Here is a 15,494-nt window from a genome sequence, read left to right on the forward strand (position 1 = left end):
ACACCCCCTGCCCCCCCTCCCCAGCCCGTCCGGCGCTTGAGACCGGGGTCCGGGCAGCGCCCGGGGAACGGTGGAAGGGCGGGTAGGGGACTTCGCCCCGCGCAGCGGCAAGGGTCGCAGCGGGGACTTCGCCCCGCGCAGCGGCAAGGGTCGCTGCGGGGACTTCGCCCCGCGCAGCGGCGCACCCGCGCCCGGGGCCGGGTGTGGCCCGGCCCCGGGCCGGGGCCCGGCCCCGGGGGGCGGGAGCCGTCAGGCCCGGCCGGTCCGCTTCGCGGAATAGTTCGCGCGGCCCTCCGCCGAGCGGAGCCTCCAGTCGCGCTTGATCTCCGCCCGGAGCCGCGCATCGGTCTTCGCGACGATCCGCTGGTTCTCCCGCAGCAGCTTGCGGTAGCTCTCCAGCCGCCGCTCGGCCAGCTCCCCGGAGGCCACCGCGGCCCGCACAGCGCACCCCGGCTCCGCCTCGTGCACGCAGTCGTGGAAACGGCACCGCTGCGCGTACTCCTCGATCTCCGAGAAGACCTGCCCGACGCCCGTCTCCGCGTCGAAGAGCCCGACGCCCCGCAGCCCGGGGGTGTCGATGAGCACGCCGCCGCCCGGCAGCGCGAGCAGGTTGCGGGTCGTGGTGGTGTGGCGGCCCTTTCCGTCGACCTCACGCGCCGCCTGGACCTCCATCACTTCCTCCCCCAACAGCGCGTTGGCCAGCGTGGACTTGCCCGCGCCGGAGATCCCGAGGAGCACGCTCGTACCGTCCCCGACGATCGCGGCGAGCACGTCCGTGCCCTCCCCGGTCACTGAGGAGACCGTGAGGACGGTGACCCCGGGGGCCGTCGCCTCCACGTCCTCGACGAGGTGTCCGAGGGTGACCGGGTCCGGGACCAGGTCCGCCTTGGTCAGGACCACGAGCGGCTGCGCCCCCGATTCCCAGGCGAGCGCGAGGAACCGCTCGATGCGGCCGAGGTCCAGTTCGACGGCCAGTGACACCGCGATGATCGCGTGGTCGACGTTCGCGGCGAGGATCTGCCCCTCGGACCGCTGGGAGGAGGTGGACCGTACGAAGGCGGTCCGGCGCGGCAGGTACGTCTTCACGTAGCGCGGGTTGCCGTGCGCCTCCAGCACCGCCCAGTCGCCGGTGCAGATGACCCGGAGCGGGTCGTGCGGGGTGACGAAGGCGGTGTCGGCGCGGACGATGCCGTCCGCCGTCATGACGTCGCACTGGCCGCGGTCGACGCGTACGACCCGGCCGGGCAGCAGGCCCTGATCCGCGTACGGGGCGAACTCGGCCGCCCACGCCTCGTCCCAGCCGTAGGGGGCCAGGGCGTGCGGAAGCGAGGAAGAGAAGGAGGAGAACGAAGAAGGAGAAGTGGAAGAGGAGAAAGCGGGGAGAGACAAGGGAAACCCTTCACAGGGTGGCCCCGGCGGTGCGCGCCGCTATCGGGCGCGAAAGAAGTGAGAGGTCAGCCGGAGACCACAGAAGTGACATTGATGGTCTTCTGAGTGCGGGCAACGCCCTGCGCCATGACAGTCATCAATGAACTCACCTCCGGGTCTGCATACGTGCTGACGAACCGTCCCGCACTGATCGGCGGGAGGAACGCCCCCACCGTAACAAGCGCCCCCGGGCGTGCGCCACTTCTTTTACGGGCGGCCTGAAATCGGGTTTCGAACTTACCGCCGGTCAGGGCCGGCCTAAGAATTCGGCAGGCAAGTCGACCTCGGAGATTAAGCTGTTCACCATGGAGACCAGCGGAACCGCAGATTCTGAGACGATTTACGAGACGCAGTACGCCGCCCGCACCGCGTCGCGGAACACGTCGACGAGCGAGACGGCTCCCGACACCCGGCGGCGGATCCTGAGCGTCTCCATGGAGCTGTTCGCAGTCCGCGGCTTCCACGAGACCTCGCTGCGGGAGATCGCCGAACAGGTGGGCGTCTCCAAGCCCGCGGTGCTCTACCACTTCCCCGGCAAGGCCGACATCCTCGGCGCCCTCGTCGAGCCGATGCTCCGCGATCTGGCGGCCGCCCTGGCCCGCGCCGCGGCGGCCGGCGGTTCCGGCACGACCGGCGGTTCCGACGCGCCCGGCTCAGCCGGCGGTTCCGGCACGACCGACGGGCCCGGCACCTCCGGCACGCCCGGACCCTCGGACCGGGTCCGCTGGGCCGTCATCGAGGGGGTGCTCGACGTCTGGCTGGACCACCGGCACCTGCTGCGCCTCAACCTCCAGGACATGGCCCTGGCCACCCCCGGCCCGGCCTTCGCCCGGCTGCGCGACGCCATACTCCGCGCCAATTCCCTGGTCGCGGGGCCGAATCCCGGTTTCACGGAACGGGTGCGGGCCGCCCAGGCCGTCGCGATGCTCTCCGACCCGGTGGTGCTCTTCGCCGACGCCCCCGCCCCGGCCCTGCGCGAGGCAGTCCTGGACGGCGTACGACGCCTGCTCGACGGACCGCACGGACCGGACGGAGCGCACGGACCGCAGCCGCCGGCCCGGCCCGTGCCCGGGGGACGGCGCGGGCGGCCCGCCGCGATGAGCCCGGCCATGATCGAGGCCGCCCGCCGGATGCACACGGCGGGCAGCGGCGCCACCGCGATCGCCGCCGCCCTCGGCGTCTCCCGGGCCACGGTCTACCGGCACCTGCCCCAGGAGGAGGACACCGAGTGACGGGCCCGCACGGCGCCACCGGTGTCCGATTCGTTCAAGACCGGCCCGGCCGGGCGTGCCTAGGGTGAGTTCATGACTCCCCGACTCGACATGATCGGCATCGTCGTCTCCGACATGGCCGCATCGCTCGCCTTCTACCGCCGCCTCGGCATCGACGTACCCGCCGGGGCCGACTCCCAGCCGCACGTCGAAGCCGTCCTGCCGGGCGGGCTGCGGATCGGCTTCGACACGGAGGAGGTCATCCGCTCCTTCGACCCGTCCTGGACCCGCCCCACGAGCGACGGCCGGGTGGGGCTCGCGTTCCTGTGCGACTCCCCCGCCGAAGTCGACTCGCTGTACGCGGAGCTGACGGAGGCAGGGAGCACCGGCCACCTGAAGCCCTGGGACGCCTTCTGGGGGCAGCGCTACGCCGTCGTCCTGGACCCGGACGGCTCCGGGGTCTCCCTCTTCGCCGCCTCGGAAGCGACCGAAGCGGCCGGAACCGGCACCGCGGCCGCCGGCCCCGCCGCGTAGGCCCCCGGCGTGGTCCCCGCCAGGGCGCGCACCTCGCGGGTGTAGTGGGCCTGGTCGGCGTACCCGGCCGCCGCGGCCACCGCCGCCTGCGGCAGCCCGCGCCGGGTCAGCGCGAGGGCCCGCTGGAGGCGCAGGATCCGCCCCAGGGTCCGCGGCCCGTAGCCGAAGGCGTCGAGGGAGCGCCGGTGCAGCTGCCGCTCCCCCAGGCCGACCGCGCCCGCCACGGCGGCCACGCCCTGCCCGGCGCGCAGCCGGGCCGTCACCTCCGCGACGAGGGGGTCCGGGGCGCCGTCGTCGGCCGTGCGGAGCCGGGCCAGCTCCTCCAGTCCCGCGCGGGGATCTCCGTACGCGGCCACGAGCGCGGTGAGGCGCCGTACCTCGGCGGCGGGCCACAGGTCGGCCAGCTCGACCCGCCGGTCCCGCAGTACGCGGGCCGGTACGCCGAGCAGCGCGGGCGCCGTGCCGGGGGCCAGCCGGATCCCGGCGAAGCCGGAGCCCGGGACCTCCCCGGCGGGGTGCGCGGCGGTGTCGGGTCCGGCGACCAGGAGCCGCCCGTCCACCCACAGCAGGTCCATGCACCCGTCGGGCAGCACCAGGCCCGCGCCGGTCCCGCCGGCCCGCCAGAGCACCGCTCCGGCGACCGTCCGGGACGGCCGTTCCTCGTACCGCGCCTCGTGCCGTTCCTCGTACCCCGAGCCGGGCACGGAGTCATCCGCCCGATCCGTCACGGACACCACGCTACGGCGGCGGTCAGTGCTTGCGCAGGCGGGAGTGGTAGTCCTCCGGGGGCAGGAACTTCGACCAGCGCTCCGGGAACTCCGAGGGCATGCCCCCGTCCTCGTCGCCCTCGTCGTCCTCCGACTCCCCCTCGGCCAGGGCCCGCCAGGCGGCCGCCCGGGCCACGAGCTGGGCGGCCTCCGCCTCGCGGACCCGCTCGTTCGCCTCGCGGGCCGAGGCGGTGGCCACCGAGGGCCAGACGCGGTCGATCGCGGCGTTGACGGCGGCCCCGACGAGGACGGCGAAGGCCGAGATGCCGATCCACAGCAGGATCGCCACGGGGGCGGCCAGCGATCCGTAGATGGTCGGGCCCTCCACCGTGTTGGTGAGGTAGATCCGCAGCAGGAACGAGCCGAGCACCCACATCGCGAGGGCGACGAGCGCGCCGGGCACGTCCTCGATCCAGGGCGAGCGGACCGGGACGGAGACGTGGTAGAGGGTGGTCAGGAAGGCGATGGAGAGCAGCGTGACGACGGGCCAGTACATGACCGCGATCACCTCCGTGCTCCAGGGCACCAGCCGCACCACCGCGTCCGGGCCGACCACCATCAGCGGCAGCACGATGGCGCCGATCAGCAGGGCGGCGATGTAGAGGACGAAGGCGAGCAGACGGGTCTTGACGATGCCGCGGTGTCCGTCGAGCCCGTACATGACGGTGATGGTGTCGATGAAGACGTTGACGGCGCGCGAGCCCGACCAGAGGGCGAAGGCGAAGCCGAGGGAGATGAGGTCGGGGCGGCCGCGGCCGGTGACGTCGTCGAGCATCGGTTTGGCGATGTCGTTGACGCCCCGGTCGGACAGGATGGTGCCGACGGCCCGCAGGATGTTCTCCTCGATGCTGGCGACGGTCGTACCGCCCGACCAGCCGTCCACGTAGCCGAGGAGGCCCAGCAGGCCCAGGAAGAGCGGGGGCAGCGAGAGCAGGGTGAAGAACGCCGCCTCGGCGGCGAGTCCGAGGATCCGGTACTCGATGCACGAGTTCACGGTGTCTTTGAGCAGCAGCCACGCCATCTTGCGCTTCGAGACGTTGCGGTAGAGGGCGCGGGCCCGGTGGAGGCGTCCCGGAATCCGCTCGGGTGTTTCTTTCGCGTGCTGCACGTCCTTACGGTATCGGCATGGCAGCCACCACCCACACAGTCAGCAATCAGGCCCCTCCCCTCGTGGGCCACGACGTCTACGGCAGCGACCGGGTCCTGAGCGAGGGGGTCGAGCGGCACCTCGCGGACGCCGCGCCCGAACTCGCCGCGGAGGTAAGGGAAGAGCTCACGGGCCTCGGGCTCGCGGCCGGGTCCCGCCAGGCGCAGGACTGGGGGACGCAGGCGAACGAGAACCCGCCGAAGCTTCGGACGCACGACCGGTACGGCAACCGGATCGACGAGGTGGAGTTCCATCCCTCGTGGCACCGGCTGCTCGGGCACGCCGTGGGCACCGGGCTGACCGACGCGTGGGGGCGGCCCGCGGGGCATCTGCGGCGGGCGGCCGGGTTCTTCGTGTGGTCGCAGGCGGAGGCGGGGCACGGCTGCCCGGTCTCGATGACGCACGCGGCGGTACCGGCGCTGCGGACCGATCCGGAGCTGGCGGCCGAATGGGAGCCGCGGCTGACCTCGCACGTGTACGAGGAGGGCCTGCGGCCGGCCGGGCAGAAGGCCGGGGTGCTCTTCGGGATGGGCATGACGGAGAAGCAGGGCGGCAGCGACGTCCGGGCGAACACGACGTCGGCGGTGCCGCTGGACGCCTCGGGCGAATACCTGCTGACGGGGCACAAGTGGTTCTGTTCGGCGCCGATGTGCGACGGGTTCCTGGTCCTGGCGCAGGCGCCGGGCGGGCTGACCTGTTTCCTGGTGCCGCGGGTGCTGCCGGACGGGTCGCGCAACGTCTTCGCGATCCAGCGGCTGAAGGACAAGCTGGGCAACCGGTCGAACGCGTCGAGCGAGGTGGAGTTCGACGGGACGTGGGCGCGGCGGGTGGGCGAGGAGGGCCGGGGGGTGCGGACCATCATCGAGATGGTCGCGGCGACCCGGCTGGACTGCGTGATCGGTTCGGCCTCGCTGATGCGGCAGGCGCTGACGCAGGCCGCTCACCATGCGGAGCACCGCTCTGCTTTCGGAGCACCGCTCATCGACCAGCCCCTGATGCGCAACGTGCTCGCCGACCTCGCCCTGGAGTCGGAGGCCGCCACCACCCTCACGCTCCGCCTCGCGGCCGCGTACGACGCCGTCCAGAGCACGGGCAACGAGCAGGAGCGGGCCTTCCTGCGCATCGCGGTGCCCGCCGCGAAGTACTGGGTGACCAAGCGCTGTACGCCGATGGTGGCGGAGGCACTGGAGTGTCTGGGCGGAAACGGCTACGTCGAGGAGTCCGGGATGCCCCGGCTGCTGCGCGAGTCCCCGCTGAACTCCATCTGGGAGGGCTCGGGCAACGTCCAGGCCCTCGACGTGCTGCGCGCCCTGCAGCGCGAGCCGCAGGCCCTGAACGCCTTCCTCCAGGAGGTCGGGCTGGCGCGCGGCGCCGACCACCGGCTGGATTCGGCCATCAAGAACCTGCTGACCGAGCTCGCGGACCTGGAGGGCATCGAGGCGCGCGCCCGGCGGGTCGTGGAGCGGATGGCCTTGGTACTGCAGGGATCCCTGCTGGTGCGCTGGGCCCCGCCGGAGGTCGCCGACGCCTTCTGCGCCTCACGCCTGGGCGGAGACTGGGGTGCGGCCTTCGGCACGTTGCCGCACACTCTGGATCTGGGATCCGTGGTGGAACGGGCCCGGATCGCGGGCTGAGAGAGGGCCCCAACCCTCCGCTCGCCGCCTGAAGGAAGGCCCCAACCTTCCGCACAGAACCGCCCGGCCGACATCCGGGCCCGTTGACCTGGAACAGGGATGGCGCCGCGCCGACTCGGCACCACCCCTGATCCGAGAAGCCCCGAGGAAGGAGCTGTCACGTCGCTCGGCGACGTCCGCACAGTTTCGATCGGGCGACCGGGACTTGGCGAGAGTTGCAAGACGTTGCAACCTTTGACTCGGAACCGCCCTCCGGGCGTATCCGGTCCGCGCCTGGAAGCGGCGCGCACCGGACGGCCCGGCCGGGCGGGATCCGTCGTACGTCTGTTCCACACGGGGAGGTTCCGGTGGCCCACACCACAGGCAGCGCGGTCGATGCGGCACGCATCTCGGCCATGGACGCGCGGGAGGCCGCGCGTCTGCTCAAGGGGGTACGGGCGGCGGCGCTGGCCGGGGACCGGCCGCCGGCCGCGCCGCGCCCGGAGATCGCCGAGTCCTGGCGCCGGATGATGGCGGGCGGCGTCCACCCGGACCGCGACAGCCGTTCGCGGATGCTGTCGCTCTCCGAGACCGAGGAGCGGCGCCAGACCTCTCCGCTACGGGACCTGCTGCCCGTCCTGCGCGAAGGGCTGCTGCCCTCGCTGGACGAGGCCCTGCACATCATGGTCGTCGCCGACGCCGACGGGCGGCTGCTGTGGCGGGAGGGCCACTCCTCGATCCTGCGCAACGCGGACCGGCTCGGCTTCGGCGTGGGCGCCCACTGGGACGAGTCCGTGGTCGGCACCAACGGGGTCGGCACCGCTTTGGTGGCTCGCAGACCGGTCCAGGTGTTCTCGGCGGAGCACTTCGTCTCCAGCCACCACGACTGGACCTGCGCCGGAGCCCCCGTACGGGACCCGCGCGACGGCTCGCTGCTCGGGGTCCTCGACGTCAGCGGGCCGCTGGCCACCATGCACCCGGCGACCCTGGCGTGGGTGAGCTCGGTGGCCCGGCTCGCGGAGCGGGAGCTGCGGGTACGCCACCTCGAGTCGCTGGAACGGCTGCGGTCGGTGGCGGCCCCGGTGCTGGCCCGGGTGCCGGGGCGGGCGCTGGCCGTGGACGGCAACGGGTGGACGGCGGCCGTCACGGGGCTCGCACCGGTCGAGCGGATCCCGCTGCCGAAGTCCTTCGGGCCCGGCCGGGTGTGGGTGCCGCAGCTCGGCGACTGCCTGGTGGAGCCGCTGCCGGGCGGCTGGCTGGTGCACGTCACGGAGGCCCGTACGGGCGCCGGGGCGGCCGCCCGCGTCGTCCTCGACCTCAGCCGGCCGGGCGCCTGGCGGGCCACTGTCTACGGGGCCGCGGGGAGCTGGTCGCAGGAGCTGAGCCCGCGCCACGCGGAGCTGCTGTTCCTGCTGGCGGAGTCCCCCCGGGGGCGCTCGGCGGCGGAACTCTCGCAGGAGCTGTTCGGGGACCCGACGCGCACGGTGACGGTCCGCGCGGAGATCTCCCGGGTCCGCCGCAACCTCGGCGGCGTGCTCGCCCACCGCCCGTACCGCTTCGCGCAGGACGTGGAGGTGGAGCTGATCCGCCCCGCGAACCCGGCCGCGCTGCTGCCGCACTCCACGGCTCCTGCGGTGATCAGCGCCCGGATGGGCCCGACCGGGACCGGCATGATTCCCTGAAGCCCATGAGCACCATCACACTGACCACCTGGTCCCTGGAAATGACCGCACCGTCCGATCTCGTCCCGGCGGCCGTCCCGGGCCCGGAGATCCGCATCGTCCGGTCGGAGGTCCCCTCCCCCGAGTTCAGCCGGTTCCTCTACGCCTCGGTGGGCGGTGACATCCACTGGACGGACCGCCTCGCGCTGACCCGCGCGCAGTGGGTGGAGCAGCTGGGCCGTCCCGGCGTGGAGACGTGGGTGGCGTACGACCGGGGCACCCCCGCGGGGTACGTGGAACTCGACCCGCAGCCCGACGGTGTGGTGGAGATCATGTACTTCGGCCTGATCCCCGATTTCCGGGGGCGGCGCATCGGCGGCCACCTGCTGACCGTGGGCATCGAGCGGGCCTGGTCCCTGGCCGAGCGCTGGCCGGAGCTGGCCCCGACGCGGCGCGTCTGGCTGCACACGTGCAGCGACGACGGCCCGACCGCCATGGCGAACTACCTCCGCCGCGGCTTCAAGGTCTTCAAGGAGGAGACCGAGGAGAAGGTGCCGGCCCCCACCCCCGGCCCCTGGCCCGGCGCGTAGCCTCTCGCGGGGGCATGCCCTGCGGGGCCCGTCCCCTACCCGCCCTTCCACCGTTCCCCGGGCGCTGCCCGGACCCCGCGCCTCAAACGCCGGCGGGGCTGGAGTTCCCGCCCGTAGGCGCACGTGCGCGCCGGACGCCGGCCAAATCCAGCCCCGCCGGCGTTTGGGGGCGCGGGGCCTGGGGCGGAGCCCCAGGAAGCGGCGCCGCACACGGACACGGGCATGTGGCTGCAGGCCCCCCGAGGGGCTCCTGAGGTGACTCCCGTCACGGCAATCTTGCGATGCGAGACGAGTTCGTCCGGATTGTGGACAGTAGTGGACTCCTCCAATCGCCACATGCCACGCTTCCCCCCATGAACGGAGCTGGAATTGCCTTGGTGAGTCGGCGGCACGTCGACCTCGGCCGCATGTCCAGCGCCATCTGTCCGGCGCGCTGACGCACAGCACCGCCGCGACAGCGCCCCGCACCGACGTCGCCGCGGAAGCGAACACACCGCCCGTCGTCAGCCCACACCGCAGTCCCCTGTAGGCCGTTCGTCGCCCCAAAAAGGCGACGAAACAGCCACATCCGCTCCACGCGCGCCAGGGGTCACGCCGCCGCTCCCCCTGCCCCTGCCTCGAGCCGCCGAAGAAGGACGTACCGCCATGGCCGCCACCCCCGATACGACCGCAGCCGCCGCACCCGCCGCCGCCGCGCGCCGCAAGACCGGCCGTCACCGCGGTGAGGGCCAGTGGGCCGTCGGCCACCACACGCCCCTCAACGGCAACGAGCAGTTCAAGAAGGACGACGACGGTCTCAATGTGCGGGCGCGCATCGAGAACATCTACTCCAAGGCGGGCTTCGACTCGATCGACCCCAACGACCTGCGCGGCCGTATGCGCTGGTGGGGCCTCTACACCCAGCGCAAGCCCGGGATCGACGGCGGCAAGACCGCGATCCTGGAGCCGGAGGAGCTGGACGACAAGTACTTCATGCTGCGCGTCCGCATCGACGGCGGCCGGCTGACCACCGAGCAGCTGCGCGTCATCGGCGAGATCTCCGAGGAGTTCGCCCGCGGCACCGCCGACCTCACGGACCGGCAGAACGTGCAGTACCACTGGATCCGCATCGAGGACGTCCCGGAGATCTGGCGCCGTCTGGAGGCCGTCGGCCTCTCGACCACCGAGGCCTGCGGTGACACCCCCCGCGTGATCCTGGGCTCGCCCGTCGCCGGCATCGCGCTGGACGAGATCATCGACGGCACCCCCGCCATCGATGAGATCTACGCCCGCATCGTGGGCAACCCCGCCTTCTCGAACCTGCCCCGCAAGTTCAAGTCCGCGATCTCCGGCTCGCCGCTGCTCGACGTGGCGCACGAGATCAACGACATCGCCTTCGTGGGCGTGAACCACCCCGAGCACGGCCCCGGCTTCGACGTCTGGGTCGGCGGCGGCCTCTCCACCAACCCGAAGCTGGGTGTGCGCCTGGGCACCTGGGTCTCGCTCGACGAGGTCCCGGACATCTACGAAGGCGTCATCTCGATCTTCCGCGACTACGGCTACCGCCGGCTGCGCACCCGCGCCCGCCTGAAGTTCCTCGTCGCCGACTGGGGCCCGGCCAAGTTCCGCCAGGTCCTGGAGGACGAGTACCTGAAGCGCAAGCTGACCGACGGCCCCGCGCCCGAGCAGCCCAGCGGCCAGTGGCGCGACCACGTCGGCGTGCACCAGCAGCAGGACGGCAAGTTCTACGTCGGCTTCGCGCCCCGCGTGGGCCGCGTCGACGGCGCCACCCTGACGAAGATCGCCGCCGTCGCCGAGCAGCACGGCTCCGGCCGGCTGCGCACCACCGCCGAGCAGAAGATGATCGTGCTCGACATCGAGGCCGGCCAGGTCGACTCGGTCGTCGCGGCCCTGGAGGCGCTGGACCTGCGGGTCAACCCGTCCCCGTTCCGCCGCGGCACGATGGCCTGCACCGGCATCGAGTTCTGCAAGCTGGCCATCGTCGAGACGAAGGCGCGCGGCGCCTCGCTGATCGACGAACTGGAGCGCCGCCTGCCGGAGTTCGCCGAGCCGCTCACCATCAACATCAACGGCTGCCCGAACGCCTGCGCCCGTATCCAGGTCGCGGACATCGGTCTCAAGGGCCAGCTGGTCCTGGACGACGAGGGCAACCAGGTCGAGGGCTACCAGGTCCACCTGGGCGGCGCACTCGGACTCGAGGCCGGATTCGGCCGCAAGGTCCGCGGTCTCAAGGTCACCTCGGCCGGTCTGCCGGACTACGTCGAGCGGGTCGTCTCGCGCTTCGAGGACCAGCGCGAGGACGGCGAGCGCTTCGCGGCCTGGGTCGGCCGTGCCAAGGACGAGGACCTGTCGTGAGCGAGCGCGCCGCACCGTTCTACTGCCCGTACTGCGGCGACGAGGACCTGTTCCCGAACGAAACGGGCCACGGCGCCTGGGAATGCAGGGCCTGCAATCGAGCCTTCCAGCTGAAGTACCTCGGGCTGCTGGCCCGGGGTGTTCAGTCCAATGACGCTGGAGGGGACGAGATATGACCACGATTCAGGACGCGAGTCTCAAAACCCTGGCCGAGCAGGCGGGCCGGGACCTGGAAGAGGCCTCCGCACTGGAGATCCTCACCTGGGCGGCCGAGACCTTCGGCAAGAAGTTCGCCGTGACCTCCTCCATGGAGGACGCGGTCGTCGCCCACCTCGCCTCCCGCGCCTTCCCCGGCGTGGACGTGGTCTTCCTCGACACGGGCTACCACTTCGAGGAGACCATCGGCACGCGTGACGCGGTCGAGGCCGTGATGGACGTCAACGTCATCACGCTCACCCCGCGTCGGACGGTGGCCGAGCAGGACGCCGAGTACGGTCCCAAGCTGCACGACCGCGACCCCGACCTGTGCTGCTCGCTGCGCAAGGTCAAGCCGCTCGAAGAGGGCCTGACCGCGTACGACGCCTGGGCGACGGGCCTGCGCCGCGACGAGTCCCCGACCCGGGCGAACACCCCGGTGGTCGGCTGGGACGAGAAGCGGCAGAAGGTCAAGGTCTCGCCGATCGCCCGCTGGACCCAGGACGACGTGGACGCGTACGTCCTGGAGCACGGTGTGCTCACCAACCCGCTGCTGATGGACGGTTACGCCTCCGTCGGCTGCGCCCCCTGCACCCGCCGGGTGGCGGAGGGCGAGGACGCCCGCGCCGGCCGCTGGGCCGGGCGCGGCAAGACCGAGTGCGGACTGCACGGTTGATGACGACCGCCAGCACGCCGACCAGCACCGCCACCGGCAAGGCCGCGGGCACGACCGACGCACGTACAGAACCGACGGAGACGAACCAGATGAGCGTGAGCGACCAGGGCGCCACCGTGTGGCTGACCGGGCTGCCGAGCGCGGGCAAGACCACCATCGCCTACGCGCTGGCCGAGCGGCTGCGCGCCGAGGGCCACCGCGTGGAGGTCCTCGACGGCGACGAGATCCGCGAGTTCCTCTCCGCCGGTCTCGGCTTCAGCCGCGAGGACCGGCACACCAACGTGCAGCGGATCGGCTTCGTCGCCGAACTCCTCGCGTCCAACGGCGTGAAGGCGCTCGTCCCGGTGATCGCGCCCTTCGCGGACAGCCGCGAGGCCGTCCGCAAGCGGCACGCCGCCGAGGGCGCCTCGTACCTGGAGGTCCACGTGGCCACCCCGGTCGAGGTCTGCTCCGAGCGTGACGTGAAGGGCCTGTACGCCAAGCAGGCGGCGGGCGAGATCTCCGGTCTGACCGGGGTCGACGACCCGTACGAGGCACCGGAGTCCCCGGACCTCCGTATCGAGTCGCACACGCAGTCCGTACAGGAGTCGGCTTCGGCCCTGCACGCACTGCTCACCGAGAGGGGTCTGGCATGACCGCCACCGTCGCACACGTCCACGAAGGGACGGACGCGCCCTACGCGCTGTCGCACCTCGACGCCCTCGAGTCGGAGGCCGTGCACATCTTCCGCGAGGTGGCGGGCGAGTTCGAGAAGCCGGTGATCCTCTTCTCCGGCGGCAAGGACTCCATCGTCATGCTGCACCTGGCGCTGAAGGCGTTCGCGCCGGCGCCGGTGCCGTTCACCCTGCTCCACGTGGACACCGGCCACAACTTCCCCGAGGTCCTGGAGTACCGGGACCGCGCGGTCGCCAAGCACGGCCTGCGCCTGCACGTGGCCTCCGTCCAGGAGTACATCGACGCCGGCAAGCTCCGCGAGCGCCCCGACGGCGTCCGCAACCCGCTGCAGACCGTCCCCCTCACGGAGGCGATCCAGCAGCTCAAGTTCGACGCCGTCTTCGGCGGCGGCCGCCGCGACGAGGAGAAGGCCCGCGCCAAGGAGCGCGTCTTCTCCCTGCGCGACGAGTTCTCCCAGTGGGACCCGCGCCGCCAGCGCCCCGAGCTGTGGCAGCTCTACAACGGCCGCCACGCGCCGGGCGAGCACGTGCGCGTCTTCCCGCTGTCCAACTGGACCGAGCTGGACGTGTGGCAGTACATCGCCCGCGAGAAGATCGAACTGCCGGAGATCTACTTCGCCCACGAGCGCGAGGTCTTCCAGCGCAACGGCATGTGGCTTACGGCCGGTGAGTGGGGCGGCGCCAAGGACGGCGAGACCACCGAGACCCGCCTGATCCGCTACCGCACCGTCGGTGACATGTCCTGCACCGGTGCCGTCGACTCCGACGCCACCACGCTGGACGCCGTGATCACCGAAATCGCCGCCTCCCGGCTCACCGAGCGGGGCGCGACCCGCGCCGACGACAAGCTGTCCGAGGCCGCGATGGAAGACCGCAAGCGCGAAGGGTACTTCTAACCATGACCTCCACCACCGATCAGTTCGCCGGCTTGGTCGACCCGTCAGTGACCACGCTGCTGCGATTCGCGACCGCGGGCTCCGTCGACGACGGCAAGTCCACCCTGGTCGGCCGTCTCCTGCACGACTCCAAGTCGGTCCTCACGGACCAGCTGGAAGCCGTGGAGCGGGTCTCGGCCAGCCGTGGTCAGGACACCCCCGACCTGGCGCTGCTCACCGACGGCCTGCGGGCCGAGCGGGAGCAGGGCATCACCATCGACGTGGCCTACCGCTACTTCGCGACCGCCCGGCGCCGGTTCATCCTGGCCGACACCCCCGGGCACGTGCAGTACACCCGGAACATGGTCACCGGCGCCTCCACCGCCGACCTCGCCGTGGTGCTGGTCGACGCCCGCAACGGCGTGATCGAGCAGACCCGGCGGCACGCCGCCGTCGCGGCCCTGCTGCGGGTCCCCCACGTGGTCCTCGCCGTCAACAAGATGGACCTGGTGGGCTACGAGGAGGCGGTCTTCGCATCGATCGCCGAGGAGTTCACCGCGTACGCCACGGGCCTCGGCGTCCCGGAGATCACCGCGATCCCGATCTCCGCCCTGGCCGGCGACAACGTGGTCGAGCCCTCCGCGAACATGGACTGGTACGGCGGCCCCACGGTGCTGGAGCACCTGGAGACCGTCCCGGTCAGCCACGACCTCACCGCCTGCCCGGCGCGTTTCCCGGTGCAGTACGTGATCCGTCCGCAGACCGCCGAGCACCCGGACTACCGGGGCTACGCGGGCCAGATCGCCTCCGGCGTGCTGCGGGTCGGCGAGGCCGTCACCGTGCTGCCGTCGGGCCGCACCTCGGTCATCGAGGGCATCGACGCGCTCGGTGAGAGCGTCGACATCGCGTGGGCCCCGCAGTCGGTGACCCTGCGGCTGAAGGACGACATCGACATCTCGCGCGGCGACCTGATCGCGCCGTCGTCGAGCTCCCCCGCCACCACGCAGGACGTCGTGGCGACGGTCTGCCACGTGGCGGACCAGCCCCTCGCCGTGGGCGCCCGGGTGCTGATCAAGCACACCACGCGCACGGTGAAGGCGATCGTCAAGGAGATCCCCTCGCGGCTGACCCTGGACGACCTGTCCCAGCACCCGAACCCCGGGCAGCTGGTGGCCAACGACATCGGCCGGGTCGTCGTCCGTACCGCCGAGCCGCTCGCGCTCGACGCGTACGCCGACTCGCGCCGCACCGGCTCCTTCCTCTTGATCGACCCCGCGGACGGGACGACTCTGGCGGCCGGCATGGTCGGCGAATCCTTCGCCTCCACCGCCGAGACCACCGTCCAGGCCGATGAGGAAGGGTGGGACTTCTGATCATGCTTGCCGATATCTACTCCACCTTCGCGAAGGAGGGCGGCCGTGTAGGCAGCGGCTCCCTCGGCAGCGGCCAGGGAGGTGTGGGGCGATGTGCGTGATGACGTACGCGCACCGCATGCGCGCCCACACCCCCCACGAGCCGTACCTGCCCTTGCTCAGCAAACGAAGACGTGCGTCCTGACGGACGCTACGAGAGGAAGCCCTCCCGTGCCTGCCATCGGTAACTCCGCCAAGACCCTGCGCCGCTCCGTCGTCGCCGCTGCCGCCCTCCCGCTCCTGATCGGCGCGCTCGCCTCGTGCGGCTACGGTTCCGAGGCCAAGAAGGACGACGCTCCGAAGGCGAACGTCGCCGCCGACGCCGGCAAGAAGCTGTCGGCCTCCGAGGTCCGCAT

15 protein-coding genes and 1 pseudogene are annotated in these 15,494 nt (G+C 72.1%); 13 read left to right on the forward strand and 3 right to left on the reverse strand.

The window, feature by feature from the left end; genetic code table 11:
* Nucleotides 1-249 precede the first annotated feature (249 nt).
* Nucleotides 250-1,389: a ribosome small subunit-dependent GTPase A gene (gene rsgA, locus ACFWBW_RS39765; protein WP_385384123.1), complete on the reverse strand. Its 1,140-nt coding sequence runs from the start codon at nucleotides 1,387-1,389 to the stop codon at nucleotides 250-252.
* 344 nt (nucleotides 1,390-1,733) lie between these two features.
* On the opposite strand from rsgA, the gene ACFWBW_RS39770 reads away from it, so the two are divergent.
* A complete protein-coding gene (locus tag ACFWBW_RS39770) occupies nucleotides 1,734-2,660 on the forward strand; it encodes a TetR family transcriptional regulator (RefSeq protein ID WP_385384126.1) in 927 nt (308 codons plus the stop codon).
* Nucleotides 2,661-2,732: 72 nt separating this feature from the next.
* A complete protein-coding gene (locus ACFWBW_RS39775) occupies nucleotides 2,733-3,173 on the forward strand; it encodes a VOC family protein (protein ID WP_385384128.1) in 441 nt (146 codons plus the stop codon).
* Here ACFWBW_RS39775 and ACFWBW_RS39780 read toward each other — a convergent pair.
* Both ACFWBW_RS39780 and ACFWBW_RS39785 read right to left on the reverse strand, forming a co-directional pair.
* Complete coding sequence (locus ACFWBW_RS39780) at nucleotides 3,065-3,877, reverse strand: helix-turn-helix domain-containing protein (RefSeq protein ID WP_385384153.1); 813 nt, start codon at nucleotides 3,875-3,877, stop codon at nucleotides 3,065-3,067. The two genes, ACFWBW_RS39775 and ACFWBW_RS39780, sit on opposite strands and share 109 nt — an antisense overlap.
* Nucleotides 3,878-3,923: 46 nt before the next feature.
* Entirely contained in the window at nucleotides 3,924-5,048 is a 1,125-nt protein-coding gene (locus ACFWBW_RS39785) for a YihY/virulence factor BrkB family protein (protein ID WP_385384131.1), read from the reverse strand.
* Between the two features lie 17 nt (nucleotides 5,049-5,065).
* Between ACFWBW_RS39785 and ACFWBW_RS39790 the strand changes: the two genes are divergently transcribed.
* The 11 genes and pseudogenes from ACFWBW_RS39790 to ACFWBW_RS39840 form a co-directional block, all read left to right on the forward strand.
* Nucleotides 5,066-6,721 carry an acyl-CoA dehydrogenase family protein gene (locus ACFWBW_RS39790; RefSeq protein WP_385384134.1) on the forward strand — a complete coding sequence of 552 codons (1,656 nt, stop codon included), beginning with the start codon at nucleotides 5,066-5,068 and terminating at the stop codon, nucleotides 6,719-6,721.
* A 395-nt stretch (nucleotides 6,722-7,116) separates the two neighbouring features.
* Entirely contained in the window at nucleotides 7,117-8,382 is a 1,266-nt protein-coding gene (locus ACFWBW_RS39795; RefSeq protein WP_385384156.1) for a GAF domain-containing protein, read from the forward strand.
* Between the two features lie 5 nt (nucleotides 8,383-8,387).
* Complete coding sequence (locus ACFWBW_RS39800) at nucleotides 8,388-8,951, forward strand: GNAT family N-acetyltransferase (protein ID WP_385384137.1); 564 nt, start codon at nucleotides 8,388-8,390, stop codon at nucleotides 8,949-8,951.
* A 353-nt stretch (nucleotides 8,952-9,304) separates the two neighbouring features.
* Nucleotides 9,305-9,388: a putative leader peptide gene (locus tag ACFWBW_RS39805; RefSeq protein ID WP_312847410.1), complete on the forward strand. Its 84-nt coding sequence runs from the start codon at nucleotides 9,305-9,307 to the stop codon at nucleotides 9,386-9,388.
* Nucleotides 9,389-9,596: 208 nt separating this feature from the next.
* On the forward strand, nucleotides 9,597-11,306 hold the full coding sequence (locus ACFWBW_RS39810) for a nitrite/sulfite reductase (RefSeq protein ID WP_385384140.1): 1,710 nt from the start codon (nucleotides 9,597-9,599) through the stop codon (nucleotides 11,304-11,306).
* A complete protein-coding gene (locus tag ACFWBW_RS39815) occupies nucleotides 11,303-11,482 on the forward strand; it encodes a DpnI domain-containing protein (RefSeq protein WP_214956597.1) in 180 nt (59 codons plus the stop codon). Before ACFWBW_RS39810 ends, ACFWBW_RS39815 begins: the two co-directional genes overlap by 4 nt.
* On the forward strand, nucleotides 11,479-12,177 hold the full coding sequence (locus tag ACFWBW_RS39820) for a phosphoadenylyl-sulfate reductase (protein ID WP_385384143.1): 699 nt from the start codon (nucleotides 11,479-11,481) through the stop codon (nucleotides 12,175-12,177). Before ACFWBW_RS39815 ends, ACFWBW_RS39820 begins: the two co-directional genes overlap by 4 nt.
* 89 nt (nucleotides 12,178-12,266) lie before the next feature.
* Nucleotides 12,267-12,812, forward strand: a complete 546-nt coding sequence (gene cysC, locus ACFWBW_RS39825; protein WP_243338885.1) for an adenylyl-sulfate kinase — start codon at nucleotides 12,267-12,269, stop codon at nucleotides 12,810-12,812.
* Nucleotides 12,809-13,747 carry a sulfate adenylyltransferase subunit CysD gene (cysD, locus tag ACFWBW_RS39830; protein WP_385384147.1) on the forward strand — a complete coding sequence of 313 codons (939 nt, stop codon included), beginning with the start codon at nucleotides 12,809-12,811 and terminating at the stop codon, nucleotides 13,745-13,747. Before cysC ends, cysD begins: the two co-directional genes overlap by 4 nt.
* A gap of 2 nt (nucleotides 13,748-13,749) precedes the next feature.
* Nucleotides 13,750-15,099: a sulfate adenylyltransferase subunit 1 gene (locus ACFWBW_RS39835; RefSeq protein WP_385384150.1), complete on the forward strand. Its 1,350-nt coding sequence runs from the start codon at nucleotides 13,750-13,752 to the stop codon at nucleotides 15,097-15,099.
* Between the two features lie 210 nt (nucleotides 15,100-15,309).
* Nucleotides 15,310-15,494, forward strand: a pseudogene (locus ACFWBW_RS39840) (sulfate ABC transporter substrate-binding protein); the annotation flags it as partial.

It is taken from the genome of Streptomyces sp. NPDC059957, from assembly GCF_042730015.1.
Taxonomy (GTDB): Bacteria; Actinomycetota; Actinomycetes; order Streptomycetales; family Streptomycetaceae; genus Streptomyces.

Bases quoted from the DNA above. Each gene is read 5' to 3' on its own strand.
- ACFWBW_RS39770 (WP_385384126.1), top strand. From the start codon at position 1,734: ATGGAGACCAGCGGAACCGCAGATTCTGAGACGATTTACGAGACGCAG.
- ACFWBW_RS39775 (WP_385384128.1), top strand. From the start codon at position 2,733: ATGACTCCCCGACTCGACATGATCGGCATCGTCGTCTCCGACATGGCC.
- ACFWBW_RS39790 (WP_385384134.1), top strand. From the start codon at position 5,066: ATGGCAGCCACCACCCACACAGTCAGCAATCAGGCCCCTCCCCTCGTG.
- ACFWBW_RS39795 (WP_385384156.1), top strand. From the start codon at position 7,117: ATGGACGCGCGGGAGGCCGCGCGTCTGCTCAAGGGGGTACGGGCGGCG.
- ACFWBW_RS39800 (WP_385384137.1), top strand. From the start codon at position 8,388: ATGAGCACCATCACACTGACCACCTGGTCCCTGGAAATGACCGCACCG.
- ACFWBW_RS39805 (WP_312847410.1), top strand. From the start codon at position 9,305: ATGAACGGAGCTGGAATTGCCTTGGTGAGTCGGCGGCACGTCGACCTC.
- ACFWBW_RS39810 (WP_385384140.1), top strand. From the start codon at position 9,597: ATGGCCGCCACCCCCGATACGACCGCAGCCGCCGCACCCGCCGCCGCC.
- ACFWBW_RS39820 (WP_385384143.1), top strand. From the start codon at position 11,479: ATGACCACGATTCAGGACGCGAGTCTCAAAACCCTGGCCGAGCAGGCG.
- cysC (WP_243338885.1), top strand. From the start codon at position 12,267: ATGAGCGTGAGCGACCAGGGCGCCACCGTGTGGCTGACCGGGCTGCCG.
- cysD (WP_385384147.1), top strand. From the start codon at position 12,809: ATGACCGCCACCGTCGCACACGTCCACGAAGGGACGGACGCGCCCTAC.
- ACFWBW_RS39835 (WP_385384150.1), top strand. From the start codon at position 13,750: ATGACCTCCACCACCGATCAGTTCGCCGGCTTGGTCGACCCGTCAGTG.